Source organism: Methanogenium organophilum, from assembly GCF_026684035.1.
GTDB lineage: Archaea > Halobacteriota > Methanomicrobia > Methanomicrobiales > Methanomicrobiaceae > Methanogenium > Methanogenium organophilum.
This window is the reverse complement of the sequence record NZ_CP113361.1, coordinates 1,094,763-1,112,319: the sequence shown is the minus strand read 5'-3', so window position 1 is coordinate 1,112,319 and position 17,557 is coordinate 1,094,763. Positions and strand designations below refer to the sequence as shown.

The following is a 17,557-nucleotide window of genomic DNA, read 5'->3' as shown; positions in this document are numbered from 1 at the left end:
GAGAGGTGTTCCATGAACATCAGTTTCTGACTCTCTTTTCTGTTTTCCGTATACTCTCTAAGGCTGGGCAGGCAGGAGGATCGCTTTGGCTTTTAAGGAAGTATGCAGTATTATTTGGTTTTCTTTGCACGATACTGGCTGTCTGGCAAAGTACTATGCAATTATGTCATTGGGTGCACCCGGACTACTTCTCTATCCGGTGTACGGTTCATCTGAGAGGTGGTGGGTCCAGTACACAATCGCCTCGTAGGGCGCCAGAACTATATTGTTACTCATCCATCCCGGGAAGATGTATGCATTTCGGTCATTCTTTTCAATAAATGCTCAAAGATGCCTGGGGACAGAAAAGAAAAAGAACAGCCGGTTTCCTGTTCTGGCATATCATGCTGCACCCGAAATGGTAACCCATTGTGTGATGGTGCACGCTGTGCCAATGTGGCGTCGTCTTCGTCCTGAAAACCAGTATGCCCAAATGGCTTTCCCTCTGAGACTCTCTGGTGAAGAAAATTTCAATACCAACAGCATCGTTTGCTGCTATATCATCTGGACAGATGAATGTGCACGGGCAGATTTCTGGATCCGATTATCTCTCTCTGTTATCTTCACGCTGACTACATCATTATGGCATTTTCCGAACCCAAAGCTCCACTGTTGCACTTGTCCGCGGTACAGAAACCGTTTTCCACTGTCTGGGGCAACAGGTGCTTCTTTATGCAGAAGCACAACTGTCGGTATTCTCCTGATACTGCTTGATGTGTCAGGTTTCGGTTTTCAGATCTCTGCCGATTTTGCAGGCATGACCAAGGTATTTGCCGATCTGCCAGTATGAATTGTCCGGCATGGTTAAGAGAAGCGGGTCTATCTCTGTAATATCAGGTTTCCCTTCCGAAAAACTGGTTTTGTCGGCATATGCACCCTCGATTTCACCGATAAAAAGGAAATTTTTCGGAAGGTCAATGGCCTCTGTCAGGCGGCATTCAAGTGTTATCGGACAGTTTTTTATCATCGGTGCATTCTTTAATTCACCATAGAATATGTCAAATATTCTGGATTTATCCTTATCTTTTCCGGAAACAAGTCCACAATAATCTGTTTCTTCAATGAGATTTGCGCCGGGAAAATTCACGGAAAATACCTTATGCATAATAATACCATCCACAGATGCATTTGACTTATTAATGCAAACAGCGATCATTGGGGGGTCAACATTTGCCCGTGTCACCCATCCGACGGTCAGAAAGTTGGGGCGGTTGTTCAGACGGGTGCCCACAATAGTAACCGGCATTGGGCAGATGAATACGTTTCTGCCAATGGGAATTTTTTCGGTCGCGGAATCTTTTATTCTATGGGTTTTGGGTAGCATTTTTTCTGCCATCATTTCTTTGCCTCCTGGTGATCTCCAGCGCAAATGCCTTCCAAGCCCCCCGATGGACCTGCCGGCGCGGATAATTCCGGAATAGTCTTGCTGATATTTATATATTTGTCAGGATGCAGTATTTTCTATGGCTGTTTCCGATATTGGATAATATTTGGGGTTAATTTTGATTAATTTATTCTATTTGGATTTTTTTAAAAAAATATGTCCTAAATTTGCCTCATTGCTAGAAAAAAACCAATAATGCGTATCTTTATGCATAGGAATTATGGTTGTGTCTCCTCTCTTAGTACTACCATGTGTCTGTCTTTTTTCGCAGTAATGTGAAGCATTATGTTTCTGAATGATCAGCTGTGTCCATCGCAGTGCGAGATATCATGGGGCAGGTCTCTTTTCAGTGGAGCGAGGTCTCAGATGTGATCTCCTTCCATGAGACCCGTGTCCAAATTCCGTTTTCAACCCGCATCACATCATATGCGGGGGGGATGTCGCCGTTATCTTCAAAGACCTTCGGTCCGCATACACCAAGGTGACGGATATTTTCTAGCGATGAACGAATCGCATCTGCTGAATATCCGCCATGTTCAATGGCTTCGGCGACGACCATCATGGTATCATAGGAATAGGGGGCCATCCAGTTGACGGTGCTCTCTTTGGCCCGTATCCGGTACTCGTTAATAAATGCCGGGTCCTGAACCTCGCTTGCCTGCATTGTCGCAATGAAGCCCTCTGCATAGGTGCCGACATGGGAATAGAATTCGGTGGTGACGATGCCGTCTGACCCAACCCAGGCAACGTCGAGTCCCTGTGCCTCCGCTTCCTTTAGGATGTAATTTGCCTCAGTGACATGAGCGATAAGGGCGATACCATCTGAATCTGCTTCACGAATTGCCGTAATTTCATGGGTGAAGATGCGCTGTCCCTCTTCAAAGGGAATAGACTGCTGCACGGTGAATCCGCCCTCCTCTTTAGCATGCATAAATGCCTCTGCGAGACCAGTGCCATAAGCATTGTCAATATACAATACGGTGATATTGTCTGCATTGGGGTGGAATATCTGGAAGATTCTTGCCATGCCTCTCCCCTGATAGGTATCGGATGAGATGGTGCGGAAGACGTATGGACCGTACCCGCTCAGCTCCGGTGTGGTGGCCGCCTGGGAGATAAGGACAATTCCTTCATCTTCAGCAATTTCTGCACATGCCAGAGCACCTGCACTAGTGATATCGCCAATGACGACAGGAATGCCCTCGTCTGCACATTCTTTCATAAGTGTTGCATCACGCTCCGGGTGGCCCCAGGTGTTTTTATATACCGCCTGAACCATTTTACCCCCGATACCACCCTTTGCATTGATTTCATCGACCGCCATGTCGACGCCGATTTTTACATCCATCCCATATTCCCCGAGACCACCAGAAAGTGGAACCATAATGCCGATTTTGATCGTTTCATTTTCGCCGTAATCAGGCGTGTTAATAACTGCATTTGCGAATATAAAACAGCAGATGAGGCCTGTGATAATGAAAGGTAGGTATTCAAGGGCTATCTTCTTCATTGCTCTCCCTCTGTTTCCTGTAGCGGTTTCTCCTCAGGTGTTTTGGTAAACCGGGTGGTCAAAGAGTACCCTTTCATCTGGATGATGTAGCAGAAGAGTATTACCCCGAGGGTGTTTGCGAAGATCATCGGCAGTAGGGTGGCCCGGACGATGATCATAAAATCAGCAAAGGTGCCAATGTCAGAGAAGAGAGGCACGATGATGAAGATGTGTATCGCTTCGACAATGGCGATAAGAATGAATCCACGAAGGTAGGTAATATCTCCACGAAACATTCGGGTAAAAAACCCTGCCACAATACCCGCCACGATGGTTGCGATAGCACAGGCAAGGGCTGTCTTCTCCATTCCGGGAATCTGGTAGCGGTATACCGCACCGATGATGCCCGCCGCTGCCCCGATGACAGGTCCTCCGACAATTCCTGCAAGTATTGGCCCCAAGTCACGGAAGTTGATGATCACCCCTTCAAATGGAATCCCCCGGAAGGTTCCGTAGATGGAGAGTGCTCCAAATATGAGGGCAGTCCAAAATCGGTCGATCCAGGTCGTGTTTCCCTGGATGAGGTCACGGAAGAGGGTGGTACCGGCAAAGATCAGGACCACAAAGGCAACAACGATCATGCGTTCTGCAAGGGGAATGCCGAACATTATGATGCCCTCTTCCATAAAGAGAGCCATCATGAGGAAGATCAGGCTACCGATGGTCATGACCGCTGTCCAGAGCCGGTTGGGCCGTTCCGGCTCTTTGATCTCCATATTAAGATAAATAATAATGAATCCCATCACGGCAAAGAACACGGAGGCAATCGCTGATACACCGTGGACGAGCATCATCGGCTGTCCGATAAGAACGCCGCTCACAATGATCATGGTGAAGAGCAGAAGGATGAGGCGGAAGGTGGTCCGCTCGTCCCATTTCATCGCATATCCGGTGTGCAGAACCTCAGAGATAGCTCGTGCCCGGCCATCCATCCCCGTGAGGACAGCACCAAACATGATGAGGTAGCCGGTTGCAAGAAAGGTTTGTGGTCCATATGGAATGGAGGATATGACGTAGAGCACCTGAGCAATAAGTGCGTCAACGCTGAATACCTCTCCATGTTCCAGGTATGAGATGGAGAATCCGGTGACACCAAGAGAAATAAAGAGAACGGTGATGATGCCCACAAAGAGGAAGGCGATGATAAGGTCCAGATTTACCCCCTGAATTGCCTTCCGATAGAATGCCGGCCCCTTCTCATCGCCTATCTTCTCTTTAAGCCAGATGGAGTATAAGAGAAGGTTCAGGGATGAACCAACCGCACCCATAAGAGCCATAATGGAGAGGAGAGACGAGGGAGGGATATGGGGAACCAGTCCTGGAATCATCGCACTCAGGGAGATGGGAAACTGTGTGAGGGAGAAGGCAATTCCTATGAAGAGGAGGAGAGCAATTGCAACAATTGTGTGTTCCAGCCGTTCGTATGACTCTTTCCAGAGCAGGATCAGGATAGCCGAAAGAGAGATGAAGACGATCATCTCAGTCGAGTTGATGCCTGGGATGATGTAATCAATAAAAATACCACCCAAAAGCAACATCCCTGCAAAGGCAAACATCTCAAGGAAATAGATAGCCATCACAAGAATGCCTCCCCAGTTTTTCGGGCCGGGAATGGAGATGAGACCTTGGAAGATGGTTTTTCCGGTGATCATTGTGTAGCGGGCAATGCCGTTTACGAATGCAAATTTATAGATGAGGGTGATTGCAATGACCCATATGAGGGCATAACCGAAGTGGGCGCCAATTTCGACAGCCTCTGCTATACCGCTCTCGCCTGCGGCAGCGACTGCCAGCAGAAGGCCGGGGCCGAGAAATCGGATATAGTCGTGAGCCCTGTATTTAATATTATGACGGATTTTTCCAGTCATTTCTCTGGATTTCTCTCGAATAATGGATAGTGTCTTTTATTGTGAGTATTTATTGATAATGAAACCATTTGGCGCATGCGTATGATGCTGAACTTTTTTTAGTCTGTATTCCATAGTACTAATAATATAGAGGATGTTTATTGGTCTGGTCTGTGATGGGTCCATGCCTGTTTCTCCTGAAAAGGTGTTCTAGTTGTCTGAAGGAAAAGATATGCCCCTGGCGGACAGGTGTCGTGAATTCTGTGAGAATGCACCATATGGTCTGCTGTTCGCAGATCCGGATGGAGCGATTATCTGGGCCAATGCTGTGGCAGCTCGGATTCTGGGGTGTGCATCGCCGGATGGATTGTTCGGTAAACCAGCGATCTCTTTTCTTATCCCGGTTGGTCTCAGTGGTTGGGAAGATATCTCCTGCAAAACCCGGAAAACCGGAACATTCACCTATTCAGGTATCCCCGCGGGACGAAAGAATCCCGGCAGACCCCTTGATGTCATGGTGTCCTGCGGGTCTGAAAATGACGGAGAATGGTACTCTTTCCATCTCATTCCGGTTTCTGAAAACGTGGGCACGTTGAATGCACCGCAGCATAATGATGAACGGCTCAATCTCGCTATCAAGTGTGCTGACCTTGCGACCTGGGATATGAACGTCCGGTCCGGTGAGATGAGAGTTGATGGGCGTTGGGCGAATATGATTGGCTATCTGCCCGAGAAGCTGAACCCACTTACCGTCGATGCGTTCCTGGAGTATCTGCATCCGGATGACAGGGATACCTTTCTCAGCCTTTTCTCAGGATGGAGCAGGGGCAAACGACCGACTGGCTCCCTGAAAATGCGGTTGCGACATAGGAATGGCAGCTGGGTATGGGTCCGTTCACAATGGCAGGTATTCTGGAGTCCGGATGCAAAGCCGGTCCTCCGGGTGGTGGGAATCCATCAGGATATTACGGATACGGTGAAGAAGGATGAGGCTATCCGTGAGGCGCAAAAGAAGATTGCAATGCTCTCATCAGTGACCCGGCACGATATTCTCAATCAGGTGACGGTCATCCGGATGCTCTTTGATATTATGGAAATGACTGGTGAGGTGGACCCGGACTCCGATACCTGGGTTCAGCTCGCAAAGATCAATGAGGCTGCGCTCGCAATAGAACACCAGATCGTCTTCACCCGCGACTATGAAGATCTCGGTTCGAAGCCCCATGCCTGGCAGGATATTGGAGTGATGGTGGACCGTGTTGCCGCTTTGTCTGATGAATTATCCTCTCTTACGATAACCTGTACCTGCCGGAATATCAGTGTCTATGCGGATCCAATGCTGGAGCGGGTGATGCATGAACTCTTTACGAATGCGGTCCGGCATGGGGGTGACGTGAGTACAATCATGGTCTCCTGCACCCTTACACCAGAGGGCAGTGCTGTCATCACTGTCTCCGATGATGGCATCGGTATCCCTGATGATCGGAAAAACAAGATATTTTCACGGGGTGTTGGAATAAAAACCCGGTATGGATTGTACCTCGCACGGGAGATCCTTTCTGTCAGCGGCATCACTATCCAGGAAACGGGTAATGAAGGGAGGGGTGCTGTCTTTTCTCTTACCGTACCTCCGGAAAACTGGAAAATTTCACGGAGTTCCGTGTTTTCCTCCTGAACAGAGGGGAAAAGGTACGGGAACCTATTTTTCAGGCTCTCCGTCTGGCTCGTCGTCACTCATCAGGACGGCAAGCCAGCGGGTGCGATCGTCTCCTTCAAGCAGGGTCCGCATAATGACGGTCAGTGGTATTGCAAGGAACATGCCGACAATGCCAAGGACCGCTGTCCAGATTAAAAGGGCGATGACGACCGCAAGCGGGGTGAGACGCATATCGTTTGCTGCAATTTTTGCAAAGACGATGTTTTCGATGACGAAGTTGAGGATGGCAATCCCTGCGAGGACGAGAAGAACGCCTCCCCACCCGAACTCCAGCCATGCGAGGATCACAGCGGGTACACAGGCGATGAAGAGGCCAATATAGGGAATATAACTGAGAATGATCGTGAGAACTCCCCAGAGTACTGCGAGATCAATGCCAACCACATAGAAAAATGCACCGATTGAGCCGCCAAGGACGACATTGGTCTTTGTCCGCACCATCATGACATCGTAGGTGTTGCGGATGAGAGTGGGCAGGTTGCGGCTGACACTGCTTTTCGGACCGAATGAACTGTTCAGTTTCTCCTGCAGGGTTGGTAGTTCGAGGAGGATGAAGGCGGTGACTACAAGAACGAAGAACCCGTTAACGACCACTGCCGAGATATCGCCTGCAAGTGTCATCGCGGGTTCCACAAAGGTCTGGAGTTTAATGGTGTCCGGCCCGATAATATCGTGGAGGGATATGCCATAATTTCCCAGAAACGCAATTAGACTGGAGATATTTGCGCTTAGCTCTTCCTGATATTTCGGAATTTCATTGGCAAAGACTACGAGTGAGGCAGCCGAGAGTAAAAAGAGTCCAATGCCGATAAGGAGATAGAACAGGGTGATGATGCCGGTGCCTGCCCATATGGGTATCTTCTTCCCCTCCAGCCAGACGAGCAAGGGTGCTGCGAGAAAGGCGAGCACCAGCCCCAGCAGGATCACGGAAAAGATATCGGTAAACATCGTGATTCCGACGAGAATCACAAATATGGCGGCGCCTGCAACAAGTGACCGTAGAGGACCCCACGGCGATTCCTTGTATTCCTGAATGCTCTTTGTCCGGGGCATATTAATGTTACGTATTCTGTGAAAAGGACATATGTGTTGTTATTTGGGAAATGGACAGTAAAGAACGGGAAAACATGAGAGTGTACCTCCGTACCTCTTTTCCTGTCCGGGACCTTGGGAGGCAGAACTCCGGCCTGTAACGGACGATATTGTAATTCCGACCCTGTTGTAGCAGATATTATTTGAGAATTACTGATGGAGAAGATATTAAAAAAGGATTATTGTTATTGGACCGGGAGGAGGCTACGCTCGACACCGAGATGGTCCATCCAGTTCTGCATATCGGTCTCGTCGATATGGTCTTTGCAGGTGGTATAGAGGTATGCTGCCTGTTCGGGGGTACCCCGGTCACCCGGCATCAGGATGAAGGGTATGAGGAGTTCGAGGGGTGCTGCAAAGAAACGTTTCCCGTTCACCATCACCTTCAGGCGTTTGAGGTAGGCGTAACGGTCAGTGTCACGTGGGTTTGCCCGGATATGCACATTCGGGAAATATCCCTCTTCCCGTGCGATGCGGATACCCGCACCGGAAGTAAAGAGGCGGAACCATTCCTCACCTTCCCCCGGATTCATCACATGATATCCTGCCTCATAGAGGGACTCGATCATGGCATAGAAGCGGTCCCGGCAGATGATGGGGAGGGTGAACTCAACCTCTTCGCACGGCCCGGTATGACCGAAGAGAGATGCTGCATATCCGCTTGTTATGGTATATCCGCTGTACTTCCATATCTCATCTGCGAGCATCTCAACAAACCGGTCAGTCTCTGTCGATGCTTTTCCGTCCACGGTGACGGTTCTGCCGTTCCATTCAATCTGTAATTCCTGCATTATTTGTCACGTCCCTGGTGTGCCCGGTGTGCCAGTATCCGGGTGGCAATCCCGGCGGCATAGGAGATAAATACCTTTTTAGCCCCCCAGAACGGGCCTTCATACATATGTTGCATCTCCCTTAGTGCGCTTGGAATCGGAATTTGCTGCGGACAGCGTACCTTACATCTCCCGCAGTCCCGACAGAGGCCGGCGTTTCCGGGAGAGTCTCCGAGTCCGCCGCCGAGGCGAATTGCGTACTCAGTCTTCGCACCCCGCTTCTGTTCCCTCAGAGAGTGGTTGTTCCAGAGATTAAAACACTCCGGGATGTTCACCCCGTACGGGCATGGCATGCAATACCCGCATCCCGTGCAGGGAATCTGCATTGCCCGTCGCCAGGCATCCCGTGCCATCCTCATCATCGTTTCCTCATCCGGTGTGAGCGATTCGGGACGTGCCTCACGGGCAGTCTGCAGATTCTCGATGAGCTGTGCTTCATCACTCATCCCGGAGAGAACAACGGTCACATCCGGGTGGTTCATCACCCAGCGCAGGGCGTGCGTGGCGGGGCTGCGCTGCACAGGAGCCGCATCGTAGCACGCCTGTGCCGCAGGCGGGACAGTATTCGCGAGCATGCCGCCCCGCAGTGGTTCCATCACCATCACGGCAAGGTCATTTTTTGCGGCATACCGGAGCCCTCTGGTTCCTGCCTGGTGTTCTTCATCGAGAATATTATACTGTATCTGGCAGAAGACCCAGTCACGGGCATCCACGATTTCCTGAAAGGTTTCCGGGTCGCCGTGAAAGGAGAACCCCGCATTCTTGATGCGACCGGACTTCTCTGCTTCATCCAGAAAGTTCATCACCCCGAGGGTAAGCAGTTTATCCCAGTTCTCCCGGTTCAGGCTGTGCAATAGATAATAGTCTATAGAATGGGTTTTCAGACGGGAACACTGGGCGGCAAGGGTTGCATCCATATCGGCCCGGCTGTGTGTGGTCCATGGCGGCAGTTTGGTTGCCACCTTTACCTGTTCCCGGTATTTTCCCGCAAGCGCACGGCCGACGAATGCTTCTGAAGTTCCCATGTGGTAGGGCACCGCGGTGTCGATATAATTTATCCCGCCGACTGTTGCTGCACGAATGAGGGCCGTAGCGCGTTCCTCATCGATGGCACGACCCTTCATGGGAAGGCGCATCGCCCCGAATCCCAGTACCGAGAGACGGTCTCCTGTTTTGGGGACAGTGCGGTACTGCATGGCGGTCTCCTCATCAGAGTGCATACGAATGTTCTGTTCTTTAAGTAATAACTATTTTTGTGCCCTTTTCTGGTCAAATCGTGCACTTTCTGGGTGATTTTACTATCCCTGGTTAAAAATAGACGCTGATTTTTGTAACCGTAAGAAATGGGTGGGATTGGATTCGTTCTGCGGGTATTTCCCTATCATATCAGGGAAGCGGCCGTATTCGAGAGCTTGTGAGGGAAGCAAGATAGATCTCGCGTCTCCGGTCATATGTCCCGTGATTTTCGCCGTAGGGTATATATTCCTGCACCTTCCATCCGGCATTGGCCATTCCGAGCATTGTCTCTGTCCCGAGACCTTTTAAAAATCCGAAGGTTATGCGTGATCGTGCTTCCGGTATGGAGTCCTGTAGCCACTGGATCAAATCCATGTCCTGGGTGCCGACAGCAAAATCCTGATGCATACGTGCAAGCAGGAACGCCTGATTTTTGAATGCTTCGGTAATCTCATCGCGCTGGTGCAGATCGCCGATGTAGGTGCCCTTTACGAGGCGGACGCTGATCCCTTTGTCCGCCATGAGGCTGATATCTGCTGGTGTCCGCTCCAGATATGCCTGTAATGTAAGAGTTATGGCGTATCCCTGTTCTGCTGCCCGGATTGCTCCCTTAATAGTGTCCTGTACCAGCGGCGTCCCTTCCATGTCGATACCGACAGCTACCCGTTTTGCCGTTGCCTGGGAGATAATCTGTTCAAGGAGTTCCTGAAATGTCTGCGGTTGCAGGGCTGCCCCGATGGCGGAAGGTTTCACTGCCACCGACGCGTTCAGTCCATGCTGGTGAATGGCAGAGATACAGTCCTCATAAGCGCGGCCGGATTCTTCAGCTGCTTCCTGGTCTTCTGCAAATTCACCCAGTGGGTGCATAATCCCCGAAATTCCCCGCTCATTACATACTCTGCACCAGGATATGGCCTCCTTCAGACCTGCGAGATGCCATCTGCCCGTAACAGGCCGTATACTTCTCATCACCGTGATCACCCGGCGTGTCTTGACTGAGCCTGTTCTCGCATGTAGGAAAGAAGATAATATGGCCCTCCAACACCTTTTCCGGTAGACCCGCTGCCGTTCCATCCCCCAAATGACTGGTAGCCGGGCCATCCGCCGGTTGTCGCACCGCCTTCCCGGTTGGCATAACAGACACCGAAACGGATTCCCGAGAAGAATGCCTCTACTTCTGCTTTATCTTGTGAGAATATTCCTGCCGTCAAACCGTATTCGGTATCATTGGCTAAATGCAGCGCCTCCTGCATTGTGGTGAACGGAGCAAGTGCCACCAGAGGGGCAAAAAGTTCGGTTGTTATCACCGGATGGTCATCCGGTATGCCTGCGACGATGGTGGGTTCTGCAAACTGTGCACCGTGTGTCTCTTCCCCTGAGTAACTCTGCCCGCCTGAGAGGACCTCTCCCCCTGCATCTATTACGGATGCAACAGCTGCATCAAACCGTTCCCGCGCTGCTGTGTTGATGAGCGGCCCCATGAAAACCCCCTTTGCCCTCGGATCACCAACGGTGCAGTGCGCGGCTCGGTTTGCGAGCAGTTCTGCAAAGGATGCAAAGACTGTTTTTTCTACATATACTCGTGAGGTGGCACTGCATTTCTGGCCACTGTATCCAAAGGCACCCCGGCAGATGCTCTCTGCCGCTTTTTTCAGGTCCGCCTGTGCGGTGACTATACAGGGATTCTTGCTTCCCATTTCAAGGATCATCGGTTTCGGGTATGGTTGCCAGGTGGTGTACTCTTGCTGCAGCCACCTACCAGCGTCCCGGGACCCGGTGAAAGTTACTCCGGCACAATCGGGCGAGCGGGATATTATCTCCCCAAATACCGGGCCACTCCCGGTGATGCAGTTTGCCGCACCCTCCGGCATCCCTGCCTCTTCCAGGATTTGGCAGAAGGTAAGCATGGACAGCGGCGCTGCAGAAGCAGGTTTCATGACGGTTGTGTTGCCGGTAATGAGAGCCGCGGCGGACGCTCCCGCCCCCAGTGCCAGAGGGAAATTGAAGGGCGAAATCACTGCCAATGCTCCATACGGGCGCAAAACGCTCTCATATCTGTCGGTTTCGGTGTCTGCAGGCATCGGCTGGCGAAATCCGTTCTGTTCACGGATTACAGATGAATAGTAACGCAGAAGCGCCACCGCCTCACCGGTCTCCGCCAGTGCCTCGGTTCTGGTCTTTGCGCATTCAAGGGTAATTGTCGCTGCCAGCCGGAAGAAGTCCTCTTCCATCTGATCGGCTGCTGCCTCAATATGTGCGCACCTGACCTCGAACGGTGTCTGCGACCATGCCGTGTATGCATCACATGCGGCCTTGAATGCAGCCTTTGCCGTTATTTCCCCACACTGCTGGAACACACCGATCTTCAGACCGTCCTCTATGGGCGACCAGACGGTAAAGGTCTCATCTGCAAATATCTCTTCTCCTGCCACCCGTGCCGGGTGGACCTGACCCAGTTCAGATTCTACTGCGACCAGGGCCTCTTCATATTTCCTGTCTATGTCAGGATCCCTGGACCGTGAAGTGTACATAATCTCTTCCATCAGAATGTATCCCCCCATGGATATTCTGCCTGGCACCCTCCCGGAGGCCAGGTGGTACGCTCTATCATCCGCTCGGACTATATAGGAGTATGCCAGACATGGGGATGGAAATCTGCTGGAATCATATCGGATCCCGCTGCAGAGGGCAGGTCATGCAGTGCGTACCCCCCCGTCCCCGGCAGAGTTCAGCTCCGGTAATCTCCAGAACATCGATGCCTGCTCTCTCCATGTTACGGTTGGTGTGGGTATTGCGTGCGTAGGCGACAACCACTCCAGGGCGGAGGGCAACCACATTGTTGCCATCGTCCCACTGTTCCCGTTCCGCCTCATACCGGTCCCCGCCGGTGGGAATGAGCGTCAGCCGTCTCTCCCCGAGGGCGTCTGCCACGGCGTCTGTGAAATTCTCTTCGGTCTCCACAGTGAATGGCACCTCTTCTGAATCCGTCTGTTCTCCGGGATAAAGGGAGAATGCAGGAGCGGTTTTGATCACCGGTGGATATATGGTGGCTGTTGCCGGGTCAAGGAATGTGAAGACGGTGTCGAGATGCATGTGGGCCCTGTCGGGAGTGATGCAACAGACAATGATGCGGTCTGCGGCGTCTGCTGCAAAGAGACGGGATGCAATGGTTTCGATGACCTGCGGGCCGGTGCGTCTGGACATTCCGAAGAGAATGGTCCTCCTGCCGGCATGCATTATGTCCCCCCCTTCCAGGGATGGTGTATCGCCGAACTCCGGGGTGGAGATGGTGCCTGTGGAATCTTTGCCATACCAGACGGGAATGTCTGGATCGGCAAAAAAGGGGTGATGAAGGTATACTGCAGCGACGTTCTGTGTCTCCCGCCGCCGGACGGGCCAGTTCATTGGGTTCAGGGTATAACCGCCCGCAAACCAGGAGGATGTATCTCTGGTGTACATCGTATTTGGGAGCGGTGGAATGATGAAACCCTCTGGATCAGCGGCGGCTGCGACCAGGGAATACCGCTGCAAATTTTGTATGCCTGCGTTGGTGAGGTCAGTGAATCGCAGACCTGTGATGAGATGGTGGACCAGTTCGTCGGGTTCGCTCTCCATGAGGAATGTATGCAGGGAGTCTCTGAGCGGTGTTTTTGTCCCGGCGGCCTGCAGGGCTGAGTTCGTCAGTTCTTCACGACATGCCTGACTCCGGCGGATACTTTCACAGAGGAGGTCTGCAAGCCAGAAGACCTGCACCCCCTCTGATTCCATCAGGCGGGTGAACTCGTCATGCTCGGCTGCGGCGCGTTCAGCCCAGAGGACATCGTCAAAGAGGAGGGAACGCCGGTTTGAAGGGGTGAGGCGGCGCAGTTCATCACCTGGGCGGTGGACAAGCACGGAGCGGAGCCTGCCGGTTTCGGAATGGACTCCAATCTCAGACATGGAAATATTCCTCATTTGTGGTATCGGCTGTTGTCCGGTATAAAGCGCCGGTGTATATTTGGGTGCCCCCTCTCCCTGCAACCATTGCAGAAATGTCCGTCAGTGCACCGATCACCGCCCGTTTTCCGGGAGTGCGGGCAAACCGACAGGCTGCTTCCACCTTTGGCCCCATTGATCCGGAGGGGAAGTCCCCTGCACTGATGGCGTCAGGGGAAGCAGAGGTGATGTGTTGGGCGTCCGGCGTGCCCCATTCCGTGTATACGCCTTCCACATCGGTTGCCATAATAAGAAGATCCGCCTCTGTCTCCTGTGCAAGGAGGGCGCTTGCGAGGTCCTTGTCGATGACCCCCTCAACACCGGTCAGAATCCGTTTCCCGTCTGGGGTGAACATGGTAGGGATGCCCCCGCCTCCCGTGCAGATGACAACAGTGCCCTTGTCCAGAAGCCATCGAATCGGGCGTATCTCAAATATCCTCCGGGGTTCTGGTGAAGGAACAACCCGCCGCCAGGAATCCCCATCTTCCCGGAATGACCACCCGTGGACTTTCTGGAGAACATCTGCCTCTGCTCGGGTATAGAGCGGGCCGACGAACTTGGTGGGACGGGTAAACGCCGGGTCGTCTGCTGCGACTTCAACCATCGTGAGAAGGGTCGCCATCGGCTGGTCTTCCGGAAGGAGGTTTCCCAGTTCCTGTTCAATGAGGTAACCGATCATTCCCTCGGTCTCTGCGCCGAGGACGTCCAGCGGAAAGGTCGTGTTTTCCTGTGTTCCGATACTGGTGACGGCCGCCGCTGCCTGGAGAGCGAGGAGGCCCACCTGCGGACCATTTCCATGGGAGAGAACGACTTCATGGGCGGCCGTGACAGGAGCTATCGCCTCGGCTGCCGTTCGGACATTCTCTCGTTGTATTGCTGCGGTCATCGGTTCTCCCCGGCGGAGGAGGGCGTTTCCCCCGAGGGCTATGACGATTCTCATCGGTTCTCCGCTCCGGTTTGCGCCTCTCCACAGGGAACATCCGCAAGGGTTGCGACCATTACGGCCTTGATGGTGTGCATCCGGTTCTCTGCCTGGTCAAAAACGATGGAGTATGGCGATTCAAAGACCTCATCGGTCACTTCCAGTTCTGCAAGGCCAGTCGCACGGAAGATCTCTTCTGACACTTTGGTCTTCCGGTTATGGAAGGAGGGGAGACAGTGCATAAAACGGACGTCCGGGTTGCCTGCCTCCCGCATGACGTCCATCGTTACCTGATAGGGTTGAAGCAGGCTGATGCGTTCGTTCCAGACTGTGGCAGGTTCCCCCATCGAGACCCAGACGTCGGTGTAGATTACGTCGACGCCGGTGACAGCCTCCGGCACTGATTCAGTAAGTGTCAGGGAGGCGCCGGTCCGGGCCGCGATTTCCCGGCAGGTGTCTGTCAGTTCCCTGTCCGGTCGGAGCGAGGAAGGCCCGCAGATCCGGATATCCATGCCGAGCAATGCGGCCCCGACCATCAGGGAGTTGGCCACATTGTTTCGTCCGTTTCCCAGGTAGCAGAAAGAAATCTCCTCCGGTGGGCGGCTGGTGGATTCAGTCATTGTGAGGATGTCTGCGAGGATCTGGGTGGGGTGGAACTCATCGGTCAGGCCGTTATATACCGGCACACCGGCATATGTGGCGAGGGTCTCCACACTCTCCTGCGAGTATCCACGGAACTCTATTGCGTCATAGAGGCGTCCAAGGACACGGGCGGTGTCCTTGATCGATTCCTTATGGCCGATTTGGGAGCCTTCCGGACCGATATAGGTGACGTGTGCTCCCTGGTCATGGGCCGCCACCTCAAATGAGCAGCGGGTCCGGGTCGAATTCTTCTCGAATATGAGGGCAATTTGACGTCCTTCTAAATATTTCTGTTCATTTTTGTTTTTTTTGGCTGCTTTAAGCTGTGCTGCAAGAGTAAGCAGTGCCTGCAGTTCTTTCGGCTCAAAGTCAAGAAGTTTCACAAAATTCCGGTGGCAGACAACATCGGTAATAGTCTGCCGGGATACTGATCGTAGTGTATGCTTCATGAAAATGGTCCTCCGGTCTCTCCGCAGAGTCTCTCTTCTTTCCAGGATGGTGGCGGCAAGAAAATGGTGCGGCGAAAACCGGGATACTCGTGATATGCGAAATTACTCCTGTGATTATATATGGTTTCTGCTGGCACTGTGCGGGCCGGATGGCGGGTTTTATTTCTTCTGCCACAAATCCATTCTTTATGAAGAGAGATGATGCCATCCTGCTTTTGCAGGAGCATGTCCACAAGGAAAGCCTCATCGCCCACTGCCGTGCAACCGCAGCTATTATGCGGGCAACAGCCGGAGCGTTGGGGGAGGACGCAGACCTTTGGGAGAAGATCGGCATCCTGCATGATATCGACTTTGAAGAGGTCGGGGAAGATATGGACCGCCATGGGGACGTAGGAGCTGGAATGCTCATTTCCGCCGGTCTCGGGGAAGAGGTGGCCGGGCCGGTGCGCCGGCACAATTTCCAGAAGTACGATGACACCGACACTCCGGTGGATGTTGCTCTTACCGCGGCAGACAACATCTCCGGTCTTGTGATCGCCTGTGCGATGGTGAAGGGCGGGTCTGTAAGCGATGTAACGGCTAAAACGGTCAAAAAGAAGTTCAAAGATAAATCCTTTGCCGCCGGGTGCAACCGTGACCGAATCCGGAGAATTGAGGCATATATGGAACTGCCGGAATATTATACGCTCTCAGTTGCGGCCATACAGGGCATCAAAGAAGATCTCGGACTTACATGACTGCGTGCATCCATCCCTTCCGCAGCATATCCGAGGTTATATTCGCTTTCCGTGGTTATATGGTGGGGATATTCTGATGTCCCTCTCTAACCGCTGTGCTGGTAGTCTCCCCCCTGATGCTGCCCGCATCGTGCCGGATCACTACGATGTCATCGGTGATGTGGCTGTCATCACCCTGCCGGATGCCCTGCTGCCCTACCGTGAGGTTATTGGCCGGTGCATCACCGAGGAGCGTCATAACATCCGGTCGGTCTGTATGCGTACAGCACCTGTGGCAGGCACCCGCCGGACGGCTGGTTATGCCGTGATCTTTGGACGTGAGGGGACTGAGACTGTTCACCGGGAGTATGGCTGTCCGTATCACCTTGATGTAAAAAAAGCCTTTTACAATCCCCGGCTTGCTTCCGAACGTAACCGGGTGGCAAAGCAGGTGCGGGAAGGTGAGCGGGTGCTGGTTCCGTTCGCGGGGGTCGGCCCCTTTGTGATCCCTGCGGCAAAACGAGGGGGACAGGTGACGGCAATTGAGATAAATCCGGATGCCTGCCGATATCTTCGGGAAAATGTCCGGGAGAACGATATGGAGGATATGGTCACGCTGATTGAGGGTGATGCGATGCAGCTTCTTGCGTCATGCGGAGGCGAATATGACCGGGCCATTGTTCCCACGCCCTATGGGCTGAATACTGCACTCGATGAAGTCATTCCGCTCATCCGTCGGGGTGGGGTTATTCATTTCTATACCTTCACCGTGCCCCAGGAGACTGATATTCTTGCGGCAAAATTCCGTGGGATGGGATGTGTGGTAAACAGGATTCGCCGTTGTGGTCATGTAGCGCCCGGCGTATCACGCTGGGTATATGACCTCCGGCGAAGGTAGAATATATCGGTATTTCCCGGTTAAGGGCGCTGGTGGATAACGATATCAGAAAGCAAATGCCGGTATGATGTATGCGGCACTGCATATCAATAGGATGAGGGTTAGGATATAGTGGATATATTTTTGCATTTTTTCACCGTTTTCTGAACCAATTTATATGTATTTATGGGAATGATCCGCCACGATAGTTATTTTTCATGGAAATATTTATATCTTGCTCTGTCTTCGGGTTCAATTCCGTTATCTTCTCCCGATAATAAT

At 52.4% G+C, this 17,557-nt stretch carries 14 protein-coding genes; 3 read left to right on the top strand and 11 right to left on the bottom strand.

What is annotated here, in order from left to right:
* Nucleotides 1–757: 757 nt before the first annotated feature.
* From OU421_RS05695 to OU421_RS05685, 3 genes are all read right to left on the bottom strand, one after another.
* Nucleotides 758–1,378, bottom strand: a complete 621-nt coding sequence (locus tag OU421_RS05695; RefSeq protein ID WP_268187643.1) for a flavin reductase family protein — start codon at nucleotides 1,376–1,378, stop codon at nucleotides 758–760.
* 391 nt (nucleotides 1,379–1,769) lie between these two features.
* Nucleotides 1,770–2,933: an ABC transporter substrate-binding protein gene (locus OU421_RS05690; RefSeq protein ID WP_268187642.1), complete on the bottom strand. Its 1,164-nt coding sequence runs from the start codon at nucleotides 2,931–2,933 to the stop codon at nucleotides 1,770–1,772.
* Nucleotides 2,930–4,840 carry an Nramp family divalent metal transporter gene (locus tag OU421_RS05685; RefSeq protein ID WP_268187641.1) on the bottom strand — a complete coding sequence of 637 codons (1,911 nt, stop codon included), beginning with the start codon at nucleotides 4,838–4,840 and terminating at the stop codon, nucleotides 2,930–2,932. Before OU421_RS05685 ends, OU421_RS05690 begins: the two co-directional genes overlap by 4 nt.
* Before the next feature lie 193 nt (nucleotides 4,841–5,033).
* Here OU421_RS05685 and OU421_RS05680 point away from each other — a divergent pair, with 193 nt between their 5' ends.
* Entirely contained in the window at nucleotides 5,034–6,494 is a 1,461-nt protein-coding gene (locus OU421_RS05680) for a sensor histidine kinase (protein ID WP_268187640.1), read from the top strand.
* A gap of 24 nt (nucleotides 6,495–6,518) precedes the next feature.
* Here OU421_RS05680 and OU421_RS05675 read toward each other — a convergent pair whose 3' ends face one another.
* From OU421_RS05675 to argF, 8 genes are all read right to left on the bottom strand, one after another.
* Nucleotides 6,519–7,589 carry an AI-2E family transporter gene (locus OU421_RS05675; RefSeq protein WP_268187639.1) on the bottom strand — a complete coding sequence of 357 codons (1,071 nt, stop codon included), beginning with the start codon at nucleotides 7,587–7,589 and terminating at the stop codon, nucleotides 6,519–6,521.
* A 224-nt stretch (nucleotides 7,590–7,813) separates the two neighbouring features.
* Nucleotides 7,814–8,419 (bottom strand): hypothetical protein, encoded by a 606-nt coding sequence (locus OU421_RS05670; protein WP_268187638.1) that lies wholly within the window; start codon nucleotides 8,417–8,419, stop codon nucleotides 7,814–7,816.
* Entirely contained in the window at nucleotides 8,419–9,678 is a 1,260-nt protein-coding gene (locus OU421_RS05665) for an aldo/keto reductase (RefSeq protein WP_268187637.1), read from the bottom strand. The genes OU421_RS05670 and OU421_RS05665 overlap by 1 nt, the downstream gene beginning before the upstream one ends.
* A 166-nt stretch (nucleotides 9,679–9,844) precedes the next feature.
* Nucleotides 9,845–10,663, bottom strand: coding sequence for a proline dehydrogenase family protein (locus OU421_RS05660; protein WP_268187636.1), 819 nt, complete (start codon nucleotides 10,661–10,663; stop codon nucleotides 9,845–9,847).
* An 8-nt stretch (nucleotides 10,664–10,671) separates the two neighbouring features.
* Nucleotides 10,672–12,237, bottom strand: coding sequence for an aldehyde dehydrogenase family protein (locus tag OU421_RS05655; protein WP_268187635.1), 1,566 nt, complete (start codon nucleotides 12,235–12,237; stop codon nucleotides 10,672–10,674).
* A gap of 121 nt (nucleotides 12,238–12,358) precedes the next feature.
* Nucleotides 12,359–13,633 (bottom strand): arginine deiminase, encoded by a 1,275-nt coding sequence (locus OU421_RS05650; RefSeq protein WP_268187634.1) that lies wholly within the window; start codon nucleotides 13,631–13,633, stop codon nucleotides 12,359–12,361.
* Nucleotides 13,626–14,609 (bottom strand): carbamate kinase, encoded by a 984-nt coding sequence (gene arcC / locus OU421_RS05645; protein WP_268187633.1) that lies wholly within the window; start codon nucleotides 14,607–14,609, stop codon nucleotides 13,626–13,628. The genes OU421_RS05650 and arcC overlap by 8 nt, the downstream gene beginning before the upstream one ends.
* A complete protein-coding gene (gene argF / locus OU421_RS05640) occupies nucleotides 14,606–15,682 on the bottom strand; it encodes an ornithine carbamoyltransferase (RefSeq protein WP_268187632.1) in 1,077 nt (358 codons plus the stop codon). Before argF ends, arcC begins: the two co-directional genes overlap by 4 nt.
* 188 nt (nucleotides 15,683–15,870) lie before the next feature.
* On the opposite strand from argF, the gene OU421_RS05635 reads away from it, so the two are divergent.
* Nucleotides 15,871–16,419 carry an HDIG domain-containing metalloprotein gene (locus OU421_RS05635; RefSeq protein WP_268187631.1) on the top strand — a complete coding sequence of 183 codons (549 nt, stop codon included), beginning with the start codon at nucleotides 15,871–15,873 and terminating at the stop codon, nucleotides 16,417–16,419.
* A gap of 76 nt (nucleotides 16,420–16,495) precedes the next feature.
* Nucleotides 16,496–17,296, top strand: a complete 801-nt coding sequence (locus tag OU421_RS05630; protein WP_268187630.1) for a class I SAM-dependent methyltransferase — start codon at nucleotides 16,496–16,498, stop codon at nucleotides 17,294–17,296.
* Nucleotides 17,297–17,557 lie beyond the last annotated feature (261 nt).

Excerpts from the sequence above, each read along its gene's own strand:
- OU421_RS05685 (WP_268187641.1), bottom strand. The coding sequence starts at position 4,840 with ATGACTGGAAAAATCCGTCATAATATTAAATACAGGGCTCACGACTAT.
- OU421_RS05695 (WP_268187643.1), bottom strand. The coding sequence starts at position 1,378 with ATGATGGCAGAAAAAATGCTACCCAAAACCCATAGAATAAAAGATTCC.
- OU421_RS05650 (WP_268187634.1), bottom strand. The coding sequence starts at position 13,633 with ATGTCTGAGATTGGAGTCCATTCCGAAACCGGCAGGCTCCGCTCCGTG.
- OU421_RS05675 (WP_268187639.1), bottom strand. The coding sequence starts at position 7,589 with ATGCCCCGGACAAAGAGCATTCAGGAATACAAGGAATCGCCGTGGGGT.
- OU421_RS05630 (WP_268187630.1), top strand. The coding sequence starts at position 16,496 with ATGTCCCTCTCTAACCGCTGTGCTGGTAGTCTCCCCCCTGATGCTGCC.
- OU421_RS05665 (WP_268187637.1), bottom strand. The coding sequence starts at position 9,678 with ATGCACTCTGATGAGGAGACCGCCATGCAGTACCGCACTGTCCCCAAA.
- OU421_RS05690 (WP_268187642.1), bottom strand. The coding sequence starts at position 2,933 with ATGAAGAAGATAGCCCTTGAATACCTACCTTTCATTATCACAGGCCTC.
- OU421_RS05660 (WP_268187636.1), bottom strand. The coding sequence starts at position 10,663 with ATGAGAAGTATACGGCCTGTTACGGGCAGATGGCATCTCGCAGGTCTG.
- argF (WP_268187632.1), bottom strand. The coding sequence starts at position 15,682 with ATGAAGCATACACTACGATCAGTATCCCGGCAGACTATTACCGATGTT.
- OU421_RS05670 (WP_268187638.1), bottom strand. The coding sequence starts at position 8,419 with ATGCAGGAATTACAGATTGAATGGAACGGCAGAACCGTCACCGTGGAC.
- OU421_RS05655 (WP_268187635.1), bottom strand. The coding sequence starts at position 12,237 with ATGGAAGAGATTATGTACACTTCACGGTCCAGGGATCCTGACATAGAC.
- OU421_RS05635 (WP_268187631.1), top strand. The coding sequence starts at position 15,871 with ATGAAGAGAGATGATGCCATCCTGCTTTTGCAGGAGCATGTCCACAAG.
- arcC (WP_268187633.1), bottom strand. The coding sequence starts at position 14,609 with ATGAGAATCGTCATAGCCCTCGGGGGAAACGCCCTCCTCCGCCGGGGA.